Annotated in this window: 20 protein-coding genes and 2 pseudogenes; 12 read left to right on the forward strand and 10 right to left on the reverse strand. The window is 73.8% G+C overall.

Features of this window, described 5'->3' with window-relative positions:
* Positions 1-106: 106 nt before the first annotated feature.
* The 3 genes from ACSU53_RS22315 to ACSU53_RS22325 all read left to right on the forward strand — a co-directional run bounded on the left by ACSU53_RS22315 (position 107) and on the right by ACSU53_RS22325 (position 2,846).
* A complete protein-coding gene (locus ACSU53_RS22315; RefSeq protein ID WP_437030329.1) occupies positions 107-1,096 on the forward strand; it encodes an ABC transporter substrate-binding protein in 990 nt (329 codons plus the stop codon).
* A gap of 11 nt (positions 1,097-1,107) precedes the next feature.
* Positions 1,108-1,914: an ABC transporter permease gene (locus ACSU53_RS22320; RefSeq protein WP_437030331.1), complete on the forward strand. Its 807-nt coding sequence runs from the start codon at positions 1,108-1,110 to the stop codon at positions 1,912-1,914.
* A 155-nt stretch (positions 1,915-2,069) separates the two neighbouring features.
* Positions 2,070-2,846: an ABC transporter permease gene (locus tag ACSU53_RS22325; RefSeq protein WP_437033344.1), complete on the forward strand. Its 777-nt coding sequence runs from the start codon at positions 2,070-2,072 to the stop codon at positions 2,844-2,846.
* A gap of 71 nt (positions 2,847-2,917) precedes the next feature.
* Here ACSU53_RS22325 and ACSU53_RS22330 read toward each other — a convergent pair whose 3' ends face one another.
* Positions 2,918-3,130, reverse strand: a complete 213-nt coding sequence (locus ACSU53_RS22330) for a hypothetical protein (RefSeq protein WP_437030333.1) — start codon at positions 3,128-3,130, stop codon at positions 2,918-2,920.
* Between the two features lie 129 nt (positions 3,131-3,259).
* Here ACSU53_RS22330 and ACSU53_RS22335 point away from each other — a divergent pair, with 129 nt between their 5' ends.
* Positions 3,260-4,216 (forward strand): ABC transporter ATP-binding protein, encoded by a 957-nt coding sequence (locus ACSU53_RS22335; protein ID WP_437030335.1) that lies wholly within the window; start codon positions 3,260-3,262, stop codon positions 4,214-4,216.
* Positions 4,217-4,352: 136 nt separating this feature from the next.
* Here the strand turns inward: ACSU53_RS22335 and ACSU53_RS22340 are convergent.
* Together ACSU53_RS22340 and ACSU53_RS22345 are read right to left on the reverse strand one after the other, a co-directional pair.
* Positions 4,353-4,689 (reverse strand): annotated as a pseudogene (locus ACSU53_RS22340) (MazG-like family protein).
* A 284-nt stretch (positions 4,690-4,973) separates the two neighbouring features.
* The gene (locus tag ACSU53_RS22345) at positions 4,974-5,519 is read right to left on the reverse strand and encodes a DoxX family protein (protein ID WP_437030337.1); all 546 of its coding nucleotides are present in this window, start codon (positions 5,517-5,519) and stop codon (positions 4,974-4,976) included.
* A gap of 143 nt (positions 5,520-5,662) precedes the next feature.
* Between ACSU53_RS22345 and ACSU53_RS22350 the strand changes: the two genes are divergently transcribed.
* Positions 5,663-5,986, forward strand: a complete 324-nt coding sequence (locus ACSU53_RS22350; protein WP_437030339.1) for a nuclear transport factor 2 family protein — start codon at positions 5,663-5,665, stop codon at positions 5,984-5,986.
* An 823-nt stretch (positions 5,987-6,809) separates the two neighbouring features.
* Here ACSU53_RS22350 and ACSU53_RS22355 read toward each other — a convergent pair.
* Positions 6,810-7,811: a Gfo/Idh/MocA family protein gene (locus ACSU53_RS22355; protein ID WP_437030341.1), complete on the reverse strand. Its 1,002-nt coding sequence runs from the start codon at positions 7,809-7,811 to the stop codon at positions 6,810-6,812.
* Between the two features lie 672 nt (positions 7,812-8,483).
* Here ACSU53_RS22355 and ACSU53_RS22360 point away from each other — a divergent pair.
* The 3 genes from ACSU53_RS22360 to ACSU53_RS22370 all read left to right on the forward strand — a co-directional run bounded on the left by ACSU53_RS22360 (position 8,484) and on the right by ACSU53_RS22370 (position 12,068).
* Positions 8,484-9,833, forward strand: a complete 1,350-nt coding sequence (locus tag ACSU53_RS22360; protein ID WP_437033346.1) for a multidrug effflux MFS transporter — start codon at positions 8,484-8,486, stop codon at positions 9,831-9,833.
* 65 nt (positions 9,834-9,898) lie between these two features.
* Positions 9,899-10,963, forward strand: a complete 1,065-nt coding sequence (locus tag ACSU53_RS22365; protein ID WP_437030342.1) for a serine hydrolase domain-containing protein — start codon at positions 9,899-9,901, stop codon at positions 10,961-10,963.
* 100 nt (positions 10,964-11,063) lie between these two features.
* Entirely contained in the window at positions 11,064-12,068 is a 1,005-nt protein-coding gene (locus ACSU53_RS22370; protein WP_437030344.1) for a small ribosomal subunit Rsm22 family protein, read from the forward strand.
* 109 nt (positions 12,069-12,177) lie between these two features.
* On the opposite strand, the gene ACSU53_RS22375 is transcribed toward ACSU53_RS22370, so the two are convergent.
* Entirely contained in the window at positions 12,178-12,450 is a 273-nt protein-coding gene (locus ACSU53_RS22375; protein ID WP_437030346.1) for a DUF6243 family protein, read from the reverse strand.
* 332 nt (positions 12,451-12,782) lie between these two features.
* Between ACSU53_RS22375 and ACSU53_RS22380 the strand changes: the two genes are divergently transcribed.
* The gene (locus ACSU53_RS22380; RefSeq protein WP_437030347.1) at positions 12,783-13,418 is read left to right on the forward strand and encodes a TetR/AcrR family transcriptional regulator; all 636 of its coding nucleotides are present in this window, start codon (positions 12,783-12,785) and stop codon (positions 13,416-13,418) included.
* A gap of 422 nt (positions 13,419-13,840) precedes the next feature.
* The gene (locus tag ACSU53_RS22385; RefSeq protein WP_432055840.1) at positions 13,841-14,575 is read left to right on the forward strand and encodes a bifunctional DNA primase/polymerase; all 735 of its coding nucleotides are present in this window, start codon (positions 13,841-13,843) and stop codon (positions 14,573-14,575) included.
* Positions 14,576-14,856: 281 nt separating this feature from the next.
* Here the strand turns inward: ACSU53_RS22385 and ACSU53_RS22390 are convergent, their stop codons facing one another.
* From ACSU53_RS22390 to ACSU53_RS22410, 5 genes and pseudogenes are all read right to left on the reverse strand, one after another.
* Positions 14,857-15,858, reverse strand: a complete 1,002-nt coding sequence (locus tag ACSU53_RS22390) for a hypothetical protein (protein ID WP_437030350.1) — start codon at positions 15,856-15,858, stop codon at positions 14,857-14,859.
* Positions 15,821-15,955: pseudogene (locus ACSU53_RS22395) on the reverse strand (iron transporter); the annotation flags it as partial. The pseudogene ACSU53_RS22395 and the gene ACSU53_RS22390, both read right to left, overlap by 38 nt.
* Before the next feature lie 138 nt (positions 15,956-16,093).
* Positions 16,094-16,915 (reverse strand): heme ABC transporter ATP-binding protein, encoded by an 822-nt coding sequence (locus ACSU53_RS22400; RefSeq protein ID WP_437030351.1) that lies wholly within the window; start codon positions 16,913-16,915, stop codon positions 16,094-16,096.
* Positions 16,912-17,922 (reverse strand): FecCD family ABC transporter permease, encoded by a 1,011-nt coding sequence (locus ACSU53_RS22405; RefSeq protein ID WP_437033348.1) that lies wholly within the window; start codon positions 17,920-17,922, stop codon positions 16,912-16,914. Before ACSU53_RS22405 ends, ACSU53_RS22400 begins: the two co-directional genes overlap by 4 nt.
* Positions 17,923-18,005: 83 nt before the next feature.
* Positions 18,006-19,016, reverse strand: coding sequence for a heme/hemin ABC transporter substrate-binding protein (locus ACSU53_RS22410; RefSeq protein WP_437030353.1), 1,011 nt, complete (start codon positions 19,014-19,016; stop codon positions 18,006-18,008).
* A 125-nt stretch (positions 19,017-19,141) separates the two neighbouring features.
* Between ACSU53_RS22410 and ACSU53_RS22415 the strand changes: the two genes are divergently transcribed.
* Positions 19,142-20,566: an HtaA domain-containing protein gene (locus tag ACSU53_RS22415; RefSeq protein ID WP_437030355.1), complete on the forward strand. Its 1,425-nt coding sequence runs from the start codon at positions 19,142-19,144 to the stop codon at positions 20,564-20,566.
* A 43-nt stretch (positions 20,567-20,609) separates the two neighbouring features.
* Positions 20,610-22,163, forward strand: coding sequence for an HtaA domain-containing protein (locus ACSU53_RS22420; protein WP_437030357.1), 1,554 nt, complete (start codon positions 20,610-20,612; stop codon positions 22,161-22,163).
* Positions 22,164-22,220 lie beyond the last annotated feature (57 nt).

Genomic DNA, 22,220 nt, shown 5'->3' on the forward strand with positions numbered 1-22,220 from the left:
GACCGTCCTACTGATGGGTTGACCGGCCGGAGGGCTGCCCCTAGGTTCCCCGCATCAACGTCCGTACGGCCTGCGCACATTCACCGCGACTCATCCAGGAGGCCCTGTGCGTCGTCTGCCAGCCGGGTTCGTTGCCCTCGCGTTGCTCGCGCTCACCGCGACGGCCTGCGGTTCCTCCTCGTCCGACTCCGACTCCGACGCCGACTCCGCTGCCTCCGGTACGTCCTCGGGCGGCCTGACCACCGTGAAGGTCGGCGTGATCCCCATCGTCGACGTCGCCCCCGTCTACCTGGGGGAGAAGCAGGGCTTCTACCGCAAACGCGGCCTCGACCTCACCCTGGAGACCGGCCAGGGCGGAGCGGCGATCGTGCCGGGCGTGGTCAGCGGCCAGTTCCAGTTCGGGTTCAGCAACACCACCTCGCTCATGATCGCCCAGAGCCGGAACGTGCCCGTGCGGGCCGTCGCCAACGGCGTCGCGTCGACCGGGAAGGACGGGGCGGACTTCGGCGGCGTCGTCGTCAAGGGCGACAGCCCTGTCAAGTCGCCGAAGGACCTGGCCGGCCGGAAGGTCGCGGTCAACACCCTGCAGAACATCGGCGACACCTCGGTACGGGAATCCGTGCGCAAGGCGGGCGGCGACCCCACGAAGGTCGAGTTCGTGGAACTCGCCTTCGACCAGATGCCCGCCGCCCTCGACGCCGGCCAGGTCGACGCGGCCTGGGTCGTCGAACCCTCGCTCGCGGTCGTCAAGGAACAGGGCGGCCGGGTCGTCGCCTCCAACTTCGTCGACGTCTCGCCCGACCTCACCATCGCCCTCTACTTCACCTCCGACAAGCTGGCCCGGCAGGACCCGGAGCTGGTGAAGAAGTTCGCCGAGGCGACCCGCGAGTCCCTCGCCTACGCCAACAGCCACCCGGACGAGGTCCGCGACATCCTCGCCACCTACACCAAGATCCCCGAGAAGACGCTGGCGGCCATGACCCTCCCCGAGTGGCCCGACGAGCCGGACCGCGCCTCACTGGAGCGGCTGGGCGAACTGGGCCGCCAGGACGGGCTGTTCGAGAAGGCGCCCGACCTGGACGCGCTGCTGCCGTGACCCGGGCGCCCGTGAGGACCGGCCCGCCGGGTGCCCACCGGCGGGGACGACCGGCCCACGCCCTCCTCGGCCTCGCCGGGCTCGGCGGCTTCCTCGCCGTGATCGAGGCGGTGCCCCGGCTCGGCCTGGTCTCCGCCGACCACCTGCCGCCCACCAGCACGATCGCCGCCGCGCTGGTGGACGAGGTGTCCGACACCGCGTTCTGGACCGCGCTCGGCGACACCCTGACCGGCTGGGCCCTCGGCCTGCTCATCGCCACCACCGCCGGCATCGCCGCGGGCGTCCTCATCAGCGTCGTCCCGTACCTGCGCGAGGCGACGGCCGGCACGGTCGAGTTCCTGCGGCCCATCCCCTCGGTGGCCCTGATCCCCCTCGCGGTGCTGCTGTTCGGCACCGATCTCCGCTCCACCCTGCTGCTGGTGGTGTACGCCTCCTTCTGGCAGGTGCTGGTGCAGGTCCTGTACGGAGTCCAGGACATCGACCCCGTGGCGGAGGAGACCGCCCGCTCCTACGGCCTCGGCACCTGGGCCCGCATCCGCCACGTGCTGTGGCCGACCGCCCTGCCCTACGTCATGACCGGCGTGCGGCTCGCCGCGGCCGTCGCCCTCGTGCTCGCGATCACCGCCGAACTCGTCATCGGCACGCCCGGCCTCGGCTCACGGATCGCCGTCGCGCAGACCTCCCACGCCGTGCCCGACATGTACGCGCTGGTCGCCGTCACCGGTCTGATCGGCGTCCTGATCAACGTAGGGGCCCGGGCCGTCGAGCGCCGCTCGCTGGCCTGGCACCAGTCCGTCCGCGGCGAGGTGGCCCCGTGAAACGCCCGGACTCACCGCCCCCGCCCCCGCACCCGCCTCTGCACCCGTCCCTGCATTCGCATCCGCACCCGGGTCCTCCCCTCCCGCCGCCCGTCACCGGCGGCCGTACGGCGTCCGCCGTCGCCGGCCCGCCGTTGCGCTCCGCGGCCCGGCGTCTGCGCGCTGCGGTGCTGCGGCTGCTGCTCGCGGTGGCCCTGCCCGTCCTCCTCGTCACCGTCTGGTGGTTCGCCTCCGCCGACAGCACCGACGTCTACTGGCCGCCGCTGAGCACCATCCTGGAGACCGGCCGCGAGGTGTGGACGGCCGAGCGGATCGCGACCGACGTGGTGCCCAGCCTCACCCGGCTCCTCCTCGGCTACGCCGTCGCGGCCGTCATCGGCGTGACCCTCGGTGTCGTCATCGGGTCCTTCCCCCGGGTGCGGGCCATCACGGAACCGGTGCTGGAGTTCCTGCGAGCCGTGCCCCCGCCCGTCCTGGTGCCCGTCATCATGCTCTTCGCCGGCATCGGCGACACCATGAAGGTCGTCGTCATCGCCTCCGGCTGCGTCTGGCCGGTGCTGCTCAACACCGTCGAGGGGGTACGGGCCGTCGACGCGGTGCTGGCCGAGACGGCCCGCTCGTACGGCATCGCGGGTCCGTCGCGCCTCGGGCACCTGGTCCTGCGGTCGGCCAGCCCACAGATCTTCGCCGGTCTGCGGCAGGCGCTGTCCATCGGCGTCATCCTGATGGTCATCAGCGAGATGTTCGCGGCCAGCAACGGCCTGGGCTTCGCCGTCGTGCAGTTCCAACGCGGGTTCGCCATCCCCGAGATGTGGAGCGGCATTCTGCTGCTCGGTCTGCTCGGCGTACTGCTCGCCGTGGTGTTCCGGGCCGTCGAACGCCGCGCCCTGTCCTGGTACCACGGCCTGCGCCGGTCCCGGAGGACGTCATGAGCGAGGAGAGCCGCGACCGCCGCGGGAACAGCCGCGCCGGTCGCCTGAGCCGCCCCAGTCGCCCCAGTCGCCTAGCCGGGCGGACCGCGGGAGCCGTGTGGGCCGTGTGGGCCGCGCACCCGGGGGGCGGGCAGCCGGCCGAGGAGGCAGGTGAGGGGCAGGGGAGGGGACCGGAAGCGGGCCAGGGACAGAGACCTGAACAGGAACTGGGACAGGAACAGGGACAGGAACAGGAACAGGCGCTGGAACAGGCGCTGGAACAGGAACAGGAACAGAGCCGGCAACAACCCCGGGGACGGGTAGGCGCAGAGGCAGGGCCAGCTGCGGAGGTGAGGACGGTCGCGAAGGCTAGGACAGTCGCGAGGGCAAGGACAGGGGCGGGCGCCGGCACAGAGGGCGGGGCGGGACAGCACATGCTCGACGTCAGGGGACTGCGGAAGGTCTACGAGGGACACGGCCGGTACGTCGAGGCGGTGCGCGACCTCACCTTCTCCCTGGACGCCGGCGAACTGGTCTGCGTCGTGGGTCCGTCCGGATGCGGCAAGACGACGCTCCTGAAGTGCGTCGCCGGACTGCTCGCCCCCACCTCCGGCGACGTCCTGCTCAAGGGCGACCGGATCACCGGGCCGCCGCCCGGCATGGCCGTGGTCTTCCAGGAGTACGGGCGCAGTCTCTTCCCCTGGCTGCGGGTGCGCGGCAACGTCGAACTGCCGCTGCGCCAGAAGAAGCACCTGACGAAGGCCCGGCGCCGCGAACTGGTCGACCACGCCCTGCACTCCGTCGGCCTCGGCGATGTCGCCGGCGCCTACCCCTGGCAGCTGTCCGGCGGCATGCAGCAGCGCGTCGCCATCGCACGGGCCGTCGCCTACGAGCCCGAAGTGCTGCTGATGGACGAGCCGTTCGCCGCCGTCGACGCCCAGACCCGCGCCGACCTCGAAGACCTGATCAGGCGCCTCTGGCAGGAACTCGGCGTGACCGTCCTGTTCGTCACCCACGACATCGACGAGGCCGTCTACCTGGGGGAACGGGTCGTCGTCCTGTCGTCGTCCCCGACCGTGGTCCAGGAACAGCTGACCATCGACCTCCCCGCCCGGCGCGACCAGCTCCACACGCGGGCGGATCCGCGGTTCACCGAGCTCCGCACGCGGGTCTACGAGCAGATCCAGGCGGCGAAGCGGGCACCGGGCGTCGTGCCGGCGCGGGAGGGCGACCCGGACGGAAACATGCCCGGGAACACGGACGGGAACATGGGCGGGGACCCAGACGCGGATGTGGAGGCCGGGTCGCCGCCGGCTCCGGTGCTGGACAAGGATCGCGGTCCGCGCGCGGGGGCAGGGCAGGAACGGCCCGACCACGGCGAGAAGGTCTGAGGGGGCGTCCCCAACAGCCACGGGGGCAGCGGGACACGGGAGGCATCGGGACAAGGGAGGCAGCAGGACAGGAGGGCAGCGGGGTGACGGAGGCCTGCCGACGGCTCCTTGCCTGCCAGGCCTCGGACGGGTCCGGTCAGGCCTCGGACGCGTCGGGCCGTCGGGCCCCGAGGGAGCGGTGTCTGACCTGTTCCAGGTGCCGGGCGAACACCTCGGGGGCGTCCGGGGCCAGCGTCCGCAGCGCGATCAGGGCCGTGACGGCGACGTCGCACACCTCGGACCGGACGTCGTCCCAGGTGTGCGTGGTGCCCTTGCGCGGGTTCTGGCCGGTGGCGCCGACCACCGCCTGGGCCACTTCGCCCACCTCCTCCGACCGGGCGTTCGGCGTCCAGCCAGGCGCACAGGTCGTCGACGGACTCCCACAGGCCGGCCGGTGCGGGCGGGGGAGAGGACGGGTGATCGCTGTCGCTCATGGGGGGGGAGCCTGACACAGGGCACTGACAGCGACCCCTGACGCCGGGTTCCGACAGCGAGCCCTGAGGCCGCGGTACGAACAGCGAGCCGTGACTCCGGGCTCTGGCAAGGAGGGACTGACGGGGGCGCGGCGCCGGAAGGGCTGGCCGACCCGGAGGTCCCGGAGCCGTCACCGACTTGGGGCAGTTCCGGGAGGCGGGCGTGAGCGATGACCCGGTCCGGTGGTGTCGGTGGACGCTGGCCCGGCCGTCCTCGAGCAATGCTTCAGTCCTCGAACAATGCTTCAGTCGTCGAACAGTGCTTCCTGTTCGCCCTCCTTGGCCTTGCGCAGGCGGCGGCCCCGGGCCCCGATGACCGCCACGGTGGCCGCCGTGGTCACCGCGAACGCGGCCGGGAGCATCCAGCCCCGGTTGACCGTGTGGCCGAGCGCCTGGTCCAGGGAGAGGCGGCCGGGACCGGTCACCGCGAGGCCGGCGGCCATCAGGCCCAGGGTCGCCGCGTACTCGTAGCCGCCCGCCTGGTTGAAGAAGCCGCTGGGCGTGTGCACGGCCGCCGCGCCCGCCATCGCCCCGGCCGCCGCCGCGCCCGCGGCCGGGGTCGCCAGGCCGAGGGCCAGCAGGGTGCCGCCGCCGGTCTCGGCGACGCCGGCGGCCGTCGCGCTGACCTTCCCGGGCACGTAGCCGATGCTCTCCATGAACTGGCCGGTGCCCTCGATCCCGCCACCGCCGAACCAGCCAAAGAGTTTCTGCGCGCCGTGCGCCGCCAGCACGCCGCCGGTGCCCAGGCGGAGCAGCAACAGCCCCAGATCGCGTCGGTCGTAACAGGTCACGTCGTCTCCCGTCGTTTCCCGCGGCAGTGGTTCGGCCCCCGCCCGGTCCACCGTCCCACCCGCCCGGACGGCACGGCTCGCGGCGGGCGCCGTTCGGGTGGTGCGGGTGGCGGGGTGCCCGGTTCGGGACCACGCTGACTTGCATGGCGATTCAGACCACGCGACTCAGCGACCCGGCCGTCCGTGCCTTCGTGACGGCCGTCAACAACCACGACCGCGAGGCCTTCTCGGCGGTGCTCGCGCCGGGCGCGACGATGGCCGACGACGGTTCCGAGCGGGACCTCGCCGACTGGACCGACCGGGAGATCTTCTCCTCCAACGGTCACATGGACGTCGAGAAGGAGGTCAACGGCGGGCGCAGCCTCGTCGTCAGCTACCGCAACGACACGTGGGGCGAGATGCGCACCCGCTGGAGCTTCACCGTCGACGACGGCCGCATCTCCCGTTTCGAGACCGGGCAGGCCTGACTCGGTCCACCGACCCGCCGACCCGCCGGCCCGTCGGCGAGTGCGACCACCGCGCAGGACGGCAGCCGTTCCACGCACCGGTGCGCATCCGCGGTCCCGCGCGGATCCCCCCACCCGGTGACGTGGAGCGGCTGCCGTCTCCCCCCAGGAAATGGCCTGCGGAAGACCCCTGTGGAGGCCCCAGCGGAAGCCTCCTGCTCCACATGTGAAGCATTTGTGTAGGAGAGTTGAGCATAGATCCGCGTTCCGCCGCAATGGGGCGGACTCAATCAGTCCGTTTGTAAGGGTGGGCGCAGGGGTGGGGGTGGGGGGTGGGGAGCGGGGGTGCTGATGCGCCGACGCGGCATCGCCTCGACTGCGCCTCGGCATTGCCCCGGTACCGAGCCTGTGCCGACCCGGCAGCGAGCCTGTGCCGACCCGGCAGTGACTCGGCGCCGAGCCTGTGCCGGACCCGCCAACGACCCCGCCAGCGCCCCCGCGTTGGCGTGTGCCGGTCCATCGCTGCCACGGTGCCGGTCCGGTGTCGCCCCGGTGTCGGCATGTGCCGGTCCGTGGCTGCCACGGTGCCGGTCCGGCGTAGCCCCGACGTCGGGCTGACCTCGGGCTGACGCCGGGGTGCCGTCGTGCTGACGCCGGGGCAACGCCGTTGCCGTGGCGGTTCCGGTGTCGGCGGGGCCGGCGCGGCGGTTGTGCCGTTGGTCGCCTCGCCTCGCCTCGCCTCGTCTCGCCTCGCCGCGCCTAGCCTCGTCTGTCGGCGCGGCCGGCGGCGTGCCGTTGCGCCCGCCGCCGTGCCGGCTGCCGTTCTGCTTGCTCGTGTGCGGGGTCAGCGGGCTTCCCCCGGGTAGTGCACCCCGATGCCGTCCCGGATGGTGTCGAGCGTGCGCATCACGGCGAGCGTGCCGTCGAGCGGTACGAGCGGGGACTCCTTCTCGCCGGCCCGCAGGGCGCGCATCACCTCGGTGGCCTCGTGCTGGAGGCTGTCGCGCGGTCCGTCCGCCGGGTCCCCCGCGAACTCCTCCGGGTCCCGCCCGGTGCGGTGCAGCACGAACCGCTCCGGGGAGAAGAAGCCGTTCGGGATGTCGATGCGGCCCTCCGAGCCGGTGACCGAGGCGGAGGTGGCCGTGCCGCCCACGATGGAGCAGTGCACCGAAGCGAGAGCACCGCTCTCCCATGAGAACAGCGCACCTGTCTGGAGATCGACGCCCTCATCCGAGAGCGCTGCTCTCGCCGTGATCTCCGACGGCTCCCCGAGCAGCAGGTGCGCGAACGACACCGGGTACACGCCGAGATCCAGCAGGGCGCCCCCGCCCAGCGCCGGGTCCCGCAGCCGGTGCGAGGGCGGGAAGGGCCCGGCGAGCCCGAAGTCCGCGTGCACGCTGCGGACCTCGCCGATCGCTCCGTCGTCGACCAGTGCCTTCAGGCGACGCACCACGGGGTGGCAGTACATCCACATCGCCTCCATCAGGAAGCGTCCCTGCTGCCGCGCGAGCGCGACCAGCTCCTCGGCCTCCCGGGTGTTCAGCGTGAACGGCTTCTCGCAGAGCACGTTCCGCCCGGCCTCCAGGCACAGCCCGGCCGCCGCCCGGTGGGCGACGTGCGGGGTGGCCACGTAGACGACGTCCACGTCCTCGTCCCGGGCCAGCGACTCCCAGTCGCCGTACGCCCGGGGGATCCCGAACCGCTCGGCGAACGCCTTCGCCGACTCCTGCGACCGCGACGCCACCGCCACGACCTCAGCGTCCGGCAGATCGACCAGATCCGCCGTGAACGTCGCGGCCATCCCGCCCGTCGCCAGGATGCCCCACCGCACGTTCTGCCCTGTCATCCGTCCACCCTCGTTCGCACTGCCTCGGCGTGGAAGCGCTCCCACAGCGTCGCCGTCGACGCCGAGCACTCCGTATGAGCTGAGAGCATAGGGAGCGGATGACGCGAAAAGGGAGGGGGTCGCATGCCCGAGGGTGGGGCGTCCGCAGCGAACTCGACAGGGGAGACCGCGGCCGGGGACATACCCGGCACGACGGCCGGCGTGCCGGACACCGGGGGGAACTCCGTGACCGACACGGCGGCTGCCGACCGGGCGGCCGCGGACGAGGCGACTGAGGCGGGGCGTGGAGCGGTGCCGGACAGGGCGCCGACGCCGGTGGACGAGACGACGGCAGGCGCGGCCGACGCAGCAGGCGCGGCCGGCACGGCAGGCACGGCAGCGGGCAGGACGGCGACGGCTGCGGACGAGGCGACGGCAGCGGATGCGGCCTCGCGCGAGGTGACGGCACCCGATGCCGCATCGGGCGACGCGACGGACACCGCGCCGCCCACCGCGCCCACAGCGGACACCGCGCCGCCCACCGCGCCCACCCCACCCACCGCGGCCACAGCGGACACCGCACCCACCGCGGACACCGCGACGCCCCCGCCGACGGACGCCGTGACGGTCACGAAGGCCGTCCCCGCTCCGGCCGCCGTCACCCGCGCCCCCGACCCCCGTGTCGCCGCCGCGCTGGTCGGGCCCGCGGGCCGGGCCAGGCTGCTGGTGACGTTCATCCTGGGCAGCCTGACCGCCACCGCCCCGCTGGCGATGGACATGTACCTCCCCGCGCTGCCCGAGGTCACCCGGTCCCTGGGCGCCCCCGCCTCGACCGTGCAGCTCACCCTCACCGCCTGCCTGGCGGGCATGGCGCTGGGGCAGTTGCTCGTCGGGCCGTTGAGCGACCGGCTGGGACGCCGGCGCCCGCTGCTGGTGGGCCTGGTGGCCTACGTCGTGGCCACCGCGGTGTGCGCGTTCGCGCCGACGGTGGAACTCCTCATCGCCTTCCGGCTGGTCCAGGGACTCGCGGGCGCGGCCGGCATCGTGATCGCGCGGGCGGTGGTCCGCGATCTGTTCGACGGCGTGGCCGTGGCCCGCTTCTTCTCCACCCTGATGCTGATCTCCGGGGTCGCGCCGGTCGTCGCCCCGCTGATCGGCGGGCAGGTGCTGCGGGTGACGGACTGGCGCGGCGTGTTCGTCGTCCTCGCCGTCGTGGGCGCCGTGCTGACGGCGGTGGTCTGGGCGAAGCTGCCGGAGACCCTGGCACCCGCGCAACGGCACACCGGCGGCGTCCGGGAGACGTTCGGTGCGATGCGCCGGCTGCTCGCCGACCGGCCCTTCACCGGCTACCTCCTCGCCGGAGGCTTCGCGTTCGCGGCCCTGTTCGCCTACATCTCGGCCTCCCCGTTCGTCGTGCAGGAGATCTACGGCGCTTCCCCGCAGACGTTCAGCCTGCTGTTCGGGATCAACTCGCTGGGACTGGTGATCGTCGGACAGATCAACGGCAAGGTGCTCGTCGGCCGGGTGAGCCTCGACAAGGTGCTGGGCCTCGGACTCGCCGTCGTCATCCTCGCGGCCACCGCACTGCTGCTGATGTCGCTCGGCGTGTTCGGCGAGGTCGGCCTCGGGCCGGTGGCCGTGGCGCTGTTCGTGCTGATGTCCGCGATGGGCATCACCCTGCCCAACACCCAGGCGCTCGCCCTGATGCGCACCCGGTACGCCGCCGGGTCCGCCTCCGCGCTCCTCGGGACGGCCTCCTTCCTCGTCGGCGCGGTCGCCTCGCCGCTGGTCGGGATCGCCGGTGAGGACACCGCCGTCCCCATGGCGGTCGTCCAACTGGGCGCCGCCCTGGTGGCGCTGGCCTGCTTCCTGACACTGTGCCGCCCGGGACGGGGACGCGGTCGCGCGGACGCGCCCGCCGACGGAACCGGCAGCCCGGACGGGGTGGGCGGCACGGACGGGACGGGTACCCTCCGGACGGGCGACGGGCACGGGCCCGAGCGCCGGGCGAGGCAGGAACAGAGGGTGGGGGAGGAGCACTGAGCGCACCGAGACTGCGCCACGGCACGGCGGAGCGTGCCGGGCTGGATCCCGGGCAACTCCGGCACATGGTCCGGGAGATCCACGACGCGACCACCGGTGAGCGTCCCTGGGCGGCGGGCGCCGTCGCGTTCGCCGGCCGCGGTCCGGTGCTCGTCGTGCGGGAGGCGGCGGGCTGGGCGGTGCGCTTCGCGGCCTACGACGAGGAGACGGACACCGGCGTCGAACTGCCCCCGGCCGAACGCGTCCCGATGACCGTGGACACCCCGTTCGACCTCGCGTCCCTCACCAAGCTGTTCACCTCCGTGGCCGCCGTGCAGCAGATCGAGCGCGGCACCCTGGGCATCGACGCCCGCGTCGGCGCCTACCTCCCGGACTTCACCGGCGCCGCCCGGCACGGCATCACCGTCCGGCAGCTGCTCACCCACACCTCCGGGCTGCGTCCCGAACTCCCGCTGTACGACTGCGCGAACGACGCGGAACGGCTGGCGCTCCTGCGGGCGGAGGAACCCCTGGGCGTGCCCGGCACGTACTGCTACTCCGACCTGAACATGCTGCTGCTCCAGCACCTGCTGGAACGCCTCACCGGCCGCACGCTCGACGTCCTCGTCCACGACGGCATCACCCGGCCCCTGGGCATGACGGCCACGGACTTCGGCCCCTGCCCCGGCGCGGCGGCCACCGAGGACCAGCGGCGGCCGTGGGGGAAGGCGGACCGGGGGCTCGTGCGGGGCGAGGTGCACGACGAGAACGCCTGGGCACTCGGCGGGGTCGCGGGGCACGCCGGGCTGTTCTCCACCGGCCACGACCTGGCCGTGTTCTGCCGGACCCTGCTGGCCGGCGGCTCCCACGGTCCCGCCCGCATCCTCGGCCCCGACTTCGTGGACCTGCTGTTCACCCCGCCGGGCCTGGGATTCGCCCTGGACCAGCGGTGGTTCATGGGCGACCTGGCGGGCCGGGGCGCGGCGGGCCACACCGGCTTCACCGGTACGTCCCTGGTGCTGGACCGCGCGACGGACACCTTCCTGGTGCTGCTCGCCAACACCGTCCACCCACGCCGCCGCCCCACCCCGGACAACGGCCCCCGGGCCCGTGCGGCCACCCGCCTGGCACGGGCGGTGCGGGGGCGATAGCCGGGGGTGCGAGGCGGCGCCGGGCGGGCGGCGGGACCGCTCGGACGGTGGCGTGCGCAGCCCTCGGCCTCCGGGCCGCACCGCCGCATAGACTCGCCGGGTGAACGCCCCCGCCCCCGTGACCCCCGCCGACACCCTGCGCTCCGCCCTCGCCGGGCTGCTCGAAGGGCTGCCTCCCCGGCAGGCCGCGCAGGCCGTCGAGCGGCTGATCGCCACCTACCGGGGCGCGACCCCCACCGGCGCCCCCATCCTGCGGGACCGGGCCGATGTGGCGGCCTACGCCGCGTACCGGATGCCCGCGACGTTCGAGGCCGTGCGGTCGGCGCTGGCGGCGTTCGCGGATACCGTGCCCGACTGGGAACCGGACGACCACGTGGACGTCGGCGGCGGCACCGGCGCGGCGGCCTGGGCGGTGCAGGCCACCTGGGGCGGCCGGCGGCCGGTGACCGTTCTGGACTGGGCCGAGCCCGCTCTCGCCGTCGGACGGGAGCTCGCCGGGACGCATGCCGCGCTCCGGGACATCCGGTGGCAGCGCTCGCGTATCGGATCGGCGCTCACATTGGAGAGCACTGATCTCGTCACGGTGTCCTACGTCCTCAACGAACTGACCGAGGCCGACCGCACGGCCCTCGTGGACGCCGCCGCCGGAGCCGCCCGCACCGTGGTGATCGTCGAGCCCGGCACCCCCGACGGCTACGCCCGGGTGATCGAGGCACGGGACCGTCTGGTCTCCGCCGGTTTCCGGGTCGCCGCCCCCTGCCCGCACAGCGACACCTGCCCCATCGCACCGGGAACGGACTGGTGTCACTTCTCGGCGAGGGTGAGCCGCTCCTCGCTGCATCGCCAGGTCAAGGGCGGTTCCCTCGCCTACGAGGACGAGAAGTTCAGCTACGTCGCCGCGACCCGGCTGCCGGCCGCCCCGGCCACTGCCCGGGTCGTCCGCAAGCCGCAGATCCGCAAGGGGCAGGTCCTGCTCGACCTGTGCGAAACGCCTCCCTCCCTGCGCCGTGCCACGGTCACCAAGCGCCACGGCGACCAGTACCGGGCGGCCCGGGACACCGACTGGGGTGACCCCTGGCCGCCCGGCCCTCCGCCCTCGCCGTGATTCCGGCGTTCGCCCCTGACCCCGGCGTTCGCCCCTGGTTCCGGCGTTCGCCCTGATCGGACCCTTGTTTCGCTCTGATCGGGCCTTTGTGGTGACCTCGCTCTCACGGTCACCGTCGCCGGCGTGGAGCTTCCGCGCCGGTCACTGCGTCACTCGCGGTGCTCTCCGGGGGGCTCTGGCCGTTCACGGTGTCCTGCCGGTTCGGCGCCGTTCGCTGTCCCTGCCGCTTCTCCTGCAACTTGCGCAGCAGTTCCCGCTTCTGGGCCCGGGGGTCCAGGCCGCCACCGATGCGGTCACCGTTCCCGGCGCCGCGCAGGGCCTTGCGGCCCAGGTGGCGGCGGGTTCCTCCGACGCCCAGCATGTTTCCTCCGCCTCGACTCACGGCGTTCTCCCTTCAGTCGCTCAGTCGCTCAGTCGCGTCATGCGTAGTTCGTGGCCGGTAGCCGGTAGCCGGTAGCCGGTAGCCGGTAGCCGACAACCGGCAGCGGACAGTCGACAACCGGCAGTCGGCAGTCGGCAGCAGGCTTCCAGCAGCCGACGAACGACGGCCCGCGGGCCGTAGGCCGCACCCCGTGGGCCGCGCGCACACCGCAGTGTGTGGTCGCCCGGCCGTCACGGCACCCCGCATCGACAACGAGACGTTTCGTCTCGCATGGCCTGGTGTCCACTGTCCGGCGAGACGGAGCGTCTTGTCAACCTGTTAAATTCGGTTGCATGTCCCCGAACCAGACACCGCGCACCGCCCCCGACTCCACCCGCCGCAGCCAGCGCTCCCGGCGGGCCATCTACGACGCCGCCCTCGCCCTGGTCGTCGAGGTCGGCTACCCCCGCACCACGATCGAGGGCATCGCCGCCCGCGCGGGCGTCGGGAAGCAGACGATCTACCGCTGGTGGCCGTCGAAGGCGGACGTGCTCCTGGAAGCCTTCCTGGACCTGGCCGAGCAAGCCGCCGAGGCCGCCGCCTCCGAGGGGCAGCAGCCGCAGGGCATCCCGGACACCGGGGACCTCGCCGCCGACCTCAAGATGGTCCTGCGCGCCACCGTCGACGAACTGCGCGACCCGTCCTTCGAGGCCCCGTCCCGGGCCCTGGCCGCCGAAGGGGTGGTGAACGAGGAACTGGGCCGCCGGTTCGTGGCCCAGTTGCTCGAACCACAGCTCCAGCTCTACGTCGAGCGGCTGCGTTCCGCCCAGGCGGCCGGGCAGGTCCGGCCCGACGTCGACCCGCGCATCGCGCTCGAACTCTTCGTCGCGCCGCTGGCCCAGCGCTGGCTCCAGTACAGCGGCCCGATCAGCCACGAGTACACCGACACCCTCGTCGACTACGCCCTCCACGGCCTCGCCCCGCGCTGACCCAGGCCGTCACCCCGCCCCGGGCCCGGCGCTCGCGACCCCGCGTACGCCCGACCCCGCGTACGCCCGACCCCGCGTACGCCCGACCCCGCGTACGCCCGACCCCGCGTACGCCCGACTTCGCGTACGCCCGACTCCGCGTACGCCCGACCGCCCGGCCGTCGTACGCCCGCCGCCCGCCCGCCGTCCGCCCGGTCCGCGCGCCGGCGGCACGGGCCCCGTCAGGGTTGCGCCCGCGCGTGCGGACCGCCGGGCGTGGCCGAGAACGGACGGGCACGCTCCCGGCGTACTCCGGAGCGTGCCGGTCCGGTACGGGACCCCTCGTCCGACCTGCGCAGATTGTGGGCTCCGGCCCCCCGATGCGCCGGAAGGTGCGACCATAGGGCATGCTGTGGAAACAGGACGGCGAGGCGAGGGGATAGATGAGCGCGGAGTTCGGCGGTCGGACCGGCCGGCAGGGCAAACTCTCCCAGTGGCTGCGCGGACGCCGCCCGAAACCGGCCGCGGACGAAGGCGGCCGTGAGGCACTGCTGCTCGCCGCAGCCGGTGCGGGACTGCCCCTCGCGCCCGCCGCCCACCCGGCCGGATACCGCTGTTCCTGCGACCGCGTCGGCTGTCCCACCCCGGCCCGGCACCCGGTGTCCTTCGCCTGGCAGACGCAGTCCACGACGGACCGCGCCCAGATCGAACGCTGGGCCCGCCATCAGCCGCAGGCCAACTTCATCACCGCGACCGGCATGGTGCACGACGTCCTCGACGTGCCCCTGGATGCCGGTCGCGAGGCGTTGGAGCGGTTGCTCGCCGCCGGCGTCGAGGTCGGTCCGGTCGCCGAGAGCGACGACGGGCGGATGCTCTTCTTCACCCTCACCCGCGGCACCCCCGAGGACGAGGACGAGTGGTGGCCGTGCGAGCTGGACTGCCACCCCGAGACCATGGACGAGCATCCCGGCCTGCGCTGGCACTGCCGCGGTTCCTACGTCCTGGTACCGCCAGCCCGGCTCCCCGGGGACGACGGCCGGTCCGTGCACTGGGTCCGCGGTCCGGAGCATCCGCTGCCGGAGCCGCTGAGCCTGCTGGAGACGCTCACCGACGCCTGCGCCCGCCATGTCGGCGAGCAGCCCGACCAGGTGAACTCCGCCTGGCCCCTGCGCCGTTGAGCCTCAGCACGCCCCGGCACACCACCGTGCGGCGGGCCGCGTAGCACCACCGGGACACGTCACCGCACCTCACCCGCAGTCCACCGCGCCGCATCGCCCCCATCGTCGCGCAGCGCCGTGTCTCCCGAACCGCCGTCGGCAGCCGAGGCACTCTGCCCCCGTTGCCGTTGCCGTTGCCGCTGCCATCGCCGTTGCCGTCGCGGTTTGCCGTTCGCCCTCGCTCACGACCCTCTGCCCGCGCCACCCCGAGCGTCACCACGCCCCGGGCCCACGCCCGACCACTACTCGCCCTTGGCCGACGTCAGCCCCTGGGTCCGCCCGAGGATGCGCACCGCGTCCGAGGCCGCGCCGGAGGCCGGGGTCAGGGCCGCCCCGTTGGAGAGGAACTCCATCGTGAGGGACTGCCCGATGTCGCCGGTGGTCAGGGCCAGGACGTCCTTGTTCGGGGTCGGTACGGACGTCCCCGCCGCGGCCGTCTGCTTCTCGAAGTGCCGCGTGGTGAAGAACACCAGTGCCCCGCCGTCACGGGTGCGCAACGCCAGCGGCGCGTAGTCGCCGTTCGTCACGGACTCGTCGATGTACTGCGTGGCCAGCCCCGGCCGCGCCGACTGCTTCGAGCGCACGGCGCGCCACCCGCTGGTGTGCGGGCCCTCCTCGAAGGCGTCGCCGCCGTCCTTGAGGTAGGTGGCGTACGTGCGGCCCAACTCGCCGGGCGGCACGGCCAGATCGGTGGAGTTGACGGGCACCGGCTCGGCCCAGCCGTCGGCGTCCGTCTTGAACTCCGGTACGGCGTCCGGGGGGACCAGGGTGAGGTAGGCGGCCTCCCAGGTGTCGTCCACGCCGTCGCGGGTGAACACCAGCAGCCAGCGGTTCTGTCCGCCCTTGTTGCCGGCCGCGTCGGCGACGAACCAGCGCGGCCAGCCCGCCTTCTTGGGGATGGTGAACCTGGCGTCGGACAGTTCCAGCGGCGTGTGCCGGGGGTTGCCCTGCGGGTTGTTGGTGCGCCCCGCCTTCAGGCGTGCGGCGTCGATGTCGGCCAGCGCGCCGGTGGTGTACTCGGCGTCCAGGGAGCCGTCGTACGCCTTGTCCGCCCTGTTGTAGGCGGTGGTGAAATCCTGGAGTGCCTTCGCGGCCTCGTCCGCTGTGGTGGCCGGGCGCACCTCCCGTTCACCGTGCACGACGACGCATCCGCCGGCCGTCATCGACAGCACGGTAACCGAGGCCGCCAGCAGCACGCTCCGGTTCCGCCCGCGGAGCCTTCGAAGGCCGAGATCCCTGCTCATCCGGTTCCTTCACCTTCCCCTTCCCGGAGGCGAACCCTACCGGGGCGGCGGGTGCCGCATGTGCGGGGACCGGGGACAGCGGCCACACCGTGACTTCACGCCCCCGGAGGGTGGAGAGGAGGCGCGGGACAGGCCGTGCAGCCCGTCCTCCCGCCACCCGCACCCCACCCTCTGGCCTCTGCTCCCCGTCCCCGGTCCGCTGTCCCCGGCTGCCGCGGCTGCCCCCGGTCTGGGCTCACCCCTCCCGGGCCGGGAGGACCAGCACCGCCCCGGTGCGCGGGTGCGGGAAGACCTCGACGGGCTGGTCGTACACCTCCGACAGCAGCCGCTCGGAGAAGATCGTCGACGGCGGGCCGTCCGCCGCGACCCGGCCGCCGCGCAGCACCGCCACCCGGTGGGCGTAGGCCGCGGCCAGTCCCAGGTCGTGCAGCACGACGACCACCGCGTCGCCCGACCGGGCCCGCTCCCGGCACAGCCGCAGCACCAGCTCCTGGTGCCGGATGTCGAGGGCGGCGGTCGGCTCGTCCAGCAGCAGCACGGGGGTGTGCTGGGCGAGCACCCGGGCCAGCGCGACCCGGGCGCGTTCGCCGCCGCTGAGGGCGGAGAACGGGCGGGCGGCGAAGGGGGTCACCTCGGTGGCGGCCATCGCGGCGGCCACGGCCGCCTCGTCCTCGCCGGGGGCGGAGCCGGTCCAGGGGGCGCGGCCCATGCGCACCACCTCCTCGACCGTGAACGGGAAGGACAGCGAGGCGGACTGGGGCAGAACGGCCCGGCGCAGGGCGAGTTCGGGCGCCGACCAGGCGGCGGCGGGACGGCCGTGGATCCGTACCGTCCCGGCCGTCGGGGCCAGGTCGGCGGCGAGAGCGCTCAACAGGGTGGATTTGCCCGCCCCGTTGGGGCCGACGAGGGCGAGGACCTCGCCGGCCCGCGCGGTGACGTCGACGCCGGCGAGGACGTCCCGGCCGCCGAGCCGGACGGTGACCCGCTCGGCCTCGACGAGGACGTCGCCGGGCTCCGCGGCCGGCGGCGGGGCGGGACGGTGACGCAGCCGGATCATGCCCAGCCTCCCTGCTTGCGGCGGGTGCGGCGCAGCAGCCAGAAGAAGAACGGGCTGCCGATCAGCGCGGTGAGGACCCCGAGCGGCAGTTCGGCGGGTTCGGCGACGGTACGGGCCGTCAGGTCGGCGGCCAGCAGCACGAGCGCGCCGAGCAGCGCGCTGCCGGGCAGCAGGAACCGGTGGCCCGGTCCGGCCGCCATCCGCAGCAGGTGCGGGACGACCAGGCCGACGAAGCCGATGATGCCGGAGACGCTGACCGCCGCCGCCGTCAGCAGCGCGATGACCAGCACCAGCACGATGCGCAGCCGCTCCACGTCCACGCCCAGGTGCCGGGCGGGGCGTTCACCCAGCGAGAGCAGGTCCAGGCGGCGTGCGTAGAGGGGGGCGGCGACGAGGCCGAGGACCGCGCACGGCAGCACGGCGAGCACCTTCGGCCAGGTCGCCTGGGACAGCGAACCGAGCTGCCAGAAGGTGATCTGGTTGACGGCCGCGGTGTCCGCGAAGAACAGGAACAGGCCGATGAGCGCGCCCGCGAAGGCGTTGACGGCGATGCCGGTGAGGATCAGGGTCACCACCTCCGTCCGGCCGTTCGCGCGGGACATCACGTACACCAGCAGGACGGTGACCAGGCCGGCGACGAAGGCGAGCACCGACACCGTCCAGTTGCCCAGGAAGTCGAGCCCCAGCGCGATGGCGCCGACCGCGCCGACGGCGGCACCGGAGGACACCCCGATGACGCCCGGTTCGGCGAGCGGGTTGCCGAACACGCCCTGCATCAGGGCGCCGGCGCAGCCCAGGGAGGCGCCGACGAGCAGGGCGAGCACGATGCGGGGGAAGCGGACGTTCCACAGCACGGACTCGGCGACCCGGTCGAGTTCGCCGCCGCCGAGCCCCATGCGGTGCTGCACCGAGGCGAGGACGTCGCCGACGGGCACCGGATAGGCGCCCGTGCCGGCGGTGACCGGTATCAGGACGAGCAGGGCGGCGACCAGTCCGACGGTCAACAGCCAGGCGGTGGTGCGGTGTTGCCGGGACGGGGTCGCGGGGCCGGGCCCGGTGGCCGGCTTCGGCGCGGCCTTCTCCAGGACGCTCACGCGGCACCGCCGCCGGCGTAGAGCTGCTCCACGACCGAGGTGAGCACCTGGTCGGTGCGCGGCCCGTAGTTGAGCAGGATGCCGTCCTCCACGGAGACGATGCGCCGGTCCATCCCGGCCGGGGTCTGAGCGACGCCCGGGATCTTCACCAGGCCGTCCACGCCGCCGACGGATTCCAGACCCTTCGCCATCACGAGGATCGCGTCGGGGGCCGCCTTGACCAGGGCCTCGCTGGTGATGGCGGTGAAGTCCTTGGTCAGGCCCGAGGCGGCGCCCGCGTCGACCGCACCGGCCGCCTCGATCAGCGAGGTGGCGCCGGAGCCCTTGCCGCCGATGAGGTAGACGGAGGCGGAGCCGCGCAGGTAGAGGAACGCGACGCGGGGGCGCGGCCGTTCGTCGGGGACGGTGTCGGTGACGGCGGCGATGCGCTGTTCGGTGCGGCGGGTGAGGTCCCGTCCGGCGTCCGGGACGCCGAGCGCCTTCGCGACGGCCTCAATGCGCGGGCCCACGTCGTCGAGTCCGGCGGCCGGGTCGACCACCAGGACGGGTATGCCGGCCGCGCGGATCTGGTCCATGGCCTCGGCGGGGCCGCTGGTGGCCTCGGCGAGCACCAGGTCGGGGCGCAGCGACAGCACGCTCTCGGCGGACACGTCGTGGCCCCGGGTGACCACGGGCAGCTTCTCCGCCTGGGCGAAGGTGGCGGTGACGTCGCGGGCGACGACCCGGTCGCCGAGGCCGAGGGTGAAGACGATTTCGCTGAGGCTGCCCGAGAGCGGCACCAGCCGCTCCGCCTTGTCGACCGTCACCTTCCGCCCGTCCGCGGACCGGACGGTGACCGGGAGGTCGGGTGCCGGGGTCCCCGCGAGCGGTTCGACGCGGTCGGCGGCCGGGCTCGCGGAGCCGCCGGTCCGCTCGGGCGCGGACGCCTCCGAAGGGCCGCCGCAGGCGGTCGAGGTGAGGGTGAGGGCGAGCACGGACAGCAGTGCTCCCGCCAGTCGGGTGCGCAAGCGTCGCACGGTTCCGTCCGTTCCTTCCGTCCACTGCCGATGGTGTTCGGTTGATGTTGTTCGGTCGTAGCTTAGGTTAGCCTTACCTTCGCTCGCTACCGGTCGTCGTCTCCGGAGGACCCGTCATGCCCACCCGTCTACGTGCTCTCGTCACCGTGCTGTGCGCGGCCGTTCTCGGCGCGCTCCTGCCGGCCGCGACCGCGCACGCCGAGAACCGCGCCGTGCAGGGCGGACGCCTGGACTGGGGCATCAAGTCGTCCTTCCAGAGCTACGTCACCGGGCCCGTCGCCAAGGGCGGCTTCTCCCTCACCGGCGGCGCGGCCACCGTCGGCGGCAGCGGCTTCCGCTTCCACTCGGCGACCGGCACCTACGACGCCGACACCGGCACCTTCCGCGCGGCCTTCTCCGGCGGGGTGCGCTTCGTCGGCCACCGCTCGGACGACGGATCGCACGAGCTCGACCTCACCCTCAGCCGTCCCACTGTGAGCATCTCCGGGTCCTCCGGCACGCTCCACGTGGACGTCGTCAGCAAGGCGAGGGGCACCGGGACGGTCACGACGTCCCGTCAGGTGCCCTTCGCCTCCCTCTCCCTGGGCGGCATCGACATGCGCGGCGGCGGCACCTCCGTCGTCCTGAACAACCTCCCCGCCACCCTCACCGCCCAGGGGGCCAGGTCCTTCGCCGGGTACTACACCGCCGGGACCGCCCTGGACCCGGTCAGCCTCGCGGCCGACGTCCGGCCCGCCGCCGAGCAGCCGTCCACCGCACCGGACTCAGAGTCGCCCCGGCCGAAGAAGGACGCGAAGAAGAAGCCGGACGCCCAGGGGAAGCTGACCGACGGCGCCGTCGACTGGGGCGTGCGCCGCACCTTCCGCGAGTACGTCACCGGCGACATCGCCCGCGGCAAGTGGACCCTGTCCGCCGGCGCCCTCGACGGCGGCGCCCTCTACCGCTTCCCCGGCGGCTCCGGGACCTTCCGCGACGGCGACCTGACCGCCGCCTTCGACGGCACCGTCCGCTTCACCGGCGACGACGGCCTCGACCTCGCGCTGAGCGGCGTCCGCGTCACCGTCGAGGACGGCCGCGGCACCCTCTACGCCGACGTCAAGAGCCCGGAGTTCACCGGGAGGAAGGTCCCGCTGGTCACCTTCGCCGCCAAGGGGCTGGAACCCCGCAAGGGCCTGGTCACGGTGACCGAGGCACCCGCGAAGCTCACCGCCGAGGGTGCCGAGGCCCTCGGCGGGATGTACCCGAAGGGCACCGCGATGGACCCGGTGTCCGTGGCCGTCGCCCTCACCGACGACGCCGAACTCCCCGCCCTGCCCGACCTCGGCAGCACCGCCCCCTCGCCGTCCCCGTCCCCGTCCACGTCGGACGGTGCCTCCACCGAGCCCGTGGCCGCCGAGGCCCGGGACGACGCGGGCGGCCTCCCCGTCCTTCCCCTCACCCTCGCCGCGGGATCCCTGCTGGCGCTGGCCGCGGTGGCCGCGGTCACCGTCCGCAGGCGCCGCGCCCGCCCGGCCCCCGCGGACACCCCGCAGGCCGACTGATCACCCGACTCGCTGCACCCGACTCCCGAGGAGACACCCGACCATGCCCGCCAGACGCCGCCGTTCCACCGCCCTCGCCGCCGCCGTGGCGACGGCCGCCGCCCTCGGCGCCACCGCCCTGATCGGCGCACCCGCCGCCTCCGCGGCCGAAACACCGCTTTCCGGCTACGAGTTGACCTGGGGCATCAAGGAGACCTACCGCACCTACGTCACCGGCATGGCGAAGGGCTCCTTCACGCCCTCCGGCGGCGCCGTCCAGGCCGACGGCAACGGAGCCTTCACCTTCGTGGACGGCACCGGCGGCTACGACTCCACCGACCACACGGTCTCCCTCGGCTTCCAGGGCAGCCTCCGGATCGCCTCCGCGGCGCACCGCTTCGACATCACCCTGTCCGACATCAGGTTCGACAGCCGGGACGCCGAGATCACCGCGGACGTCACCCGCGACGGCACGACCACCGACGACGTCCCGCTTGCCAAGGTCACCGTGACCCGCGGCATGAAGGACATGGCGACCGAGCTGACGAAGGAGGCCGGCGAGGTCCTCGGCAGCGCGAGCTACGAAGGCGCGGCGGGCGATCCGCTGACGGTGCAGAAGACCGAACCCGCCCCCGCGCCCGACCCGGAGCCGTCGGACAAGCCGAGCGACAAGCCCTCGGACAAGCCGAGCGACAAGCCTTCTGACAAGCCGTCCGACAAGCCGAGCGACAAGCCCTCGGACAAGCCGAGCGACAAGCCCTCCGACGAGCAGTCGGACAAGCCGTCGGACAAGCCGTCCGACAAGCCCGCGACCCCCGGTGAGCCGGCCGCGCCCGCCACCCGGGGCCAGATAGCCGACGGCACCCTCGGCTGGGGCGTGAAGGACTCCTTCCGCGCCTACGTGGTGGGCCCGGTGGCCAAGGGCAAGGTCACCGTCTCGGCGGGCGCGAAGCAGGCCGCGGGCAACGGCGCCTTCACCTTCCCGGACGCCTCCGGGACGTACGACACCGAGGCGGGCAGCCTCCAGGCCGCCTTCAAGGGCGCCGTGAACTTCAAGGGCCACGAGTCCGGCGGCAGCCACTCCCTGGACCTCACCCTGACCGACCTCAAGGCCAGCCTGAAGGGCGGCACCGGCACGCTCTCCGCCGACGTCACCAGCCTCGGCAAGACGTCCCAGGACGTGGTGCTGGCCGAGCTGAAGGCGAAGTCGCCCCGGCTGACCGCCCGGAGCGACGTCATCACGGTCAACGACATCGCGGCGACCCTCACCAAGGCCGGTGCCACCGCCTTCGGCGACTTCTACACCGCCGGCACCGCGCTCGACCCGGTCGACCTCTCCGTCGCGCTGAAGGCCGGCGCGGTCCTGCCCGGCGGCAGCGGTTCGGGCGGCGGCACCGGAGGCTCCGGTGCCGGCGCCGGCTCGGGCTCCGCGGGCGGCCCCGGCCCCAGCGGCTCCACAACCGGCGGCCTGGGCGCGACGGGCGACCTGACCGGCGGCCTCGCCAGCACCGGCTCCGAGATCCCGGCCGCCGCGCTGGGCACGGCGGCCGCGGTGGCCGTCGCGGCGGGCGCGGGCGTGGTGGTGGCGGTGCGCAGGCGCCGCCCGGCGGCCGAGTAGCCGCGCCCCTGGCGAAGGGGTGCCCCGGTACGGTCCCGGGGCACCCCTTCCGCCGTC

Source organism: Streptomyces sp. enrichment culture (genome assembly GCF_964273255.1).
GTDB lineage: Bacteria > Actinomycetota > Actinomycetes > Streptomycetales > Streptomycetaceae > Streptomyces.

What these genes read in the sequence shown, in the direction of transcription:
- ACSU53_RS22365 (WP_437030342.1), top strand. Translation starts at nt 9,899, where the DNA reads ATGGTCCGGGAGATCCACGACGCGACCACCGGTGAGCGTCCCTGGGCG.
- ACSU53_RS22380 (WP_437030347.1), top strand. Translation starts at nt 12,783, where the DNA reads ATGTCCCCGAACCAGACACCGCGCACCGCCCCCGACTCCACCCGCCGC.
- ACSU53_RS22420 (WP_437030357.1), top strand. Translation starts at nt 20,610, where the DNA reads ATGCCCGCCAGACGCCGCCGTTCCACCGCCCTCGCCGCCGCCGTGGCG.
- ACSU53_RS22350 (WP_437030339.1), top strand. Translation starts at nt 5,663, where the DNA reads ATGGCGATTCAGACCACGCGACTCAGCGACCCGGCCGTCCGTGCCTTC.
- ACSU53_RS22400 (WP_437030351.1), bottom strand. Translation starts at nt 16,915, where the DNA reads ATGATCCGGCTGCGTCACCGTCCCGCCCCGCCGCCGGCCGCGGAGCCC.
- ACSU53_RS22385 (WP_432055840.1), top strand. Translation starts at nt 13,841, where the DNA reads ATGAGCGCGGAGTTCGGCGGTCGGACCGGCCGGCAGGGCAAACTCTCC.
- ACSU53_RS22415 (WP_437030355.1), top strand. Translation starts at nt 19,142, where the DNA reads ATGCCCACCCGTCTACGTGCTCTCGTCACCGTGCTGTGCGCGGCCGTT.
- ACSU53_RS22335 (WP_437030335.1), top strand. Translation starts at nt 3,260, where the DNA reads ATGCTCGACGTCAGGGGACTGCGGAAGGTCTACGAGGGACACGGCCGG.
- ACSU53_RS22390 (WP_437030350.1), bottom strand. Translation starts at nt 15,858, where the DNA reads ATGAGCAGGGATCTCGGCCTTCGAAGGCTCCGCGGGCGGAACCGGAGC.
- ACSU53_RS22355 (WP_437030341.1), bottom strand. Translation starts at nt 7,811, where the DNA reads ATGACAGGGCAGAACGTGCGGTGGGGCATCCTGGCGACGGGCGGGATG.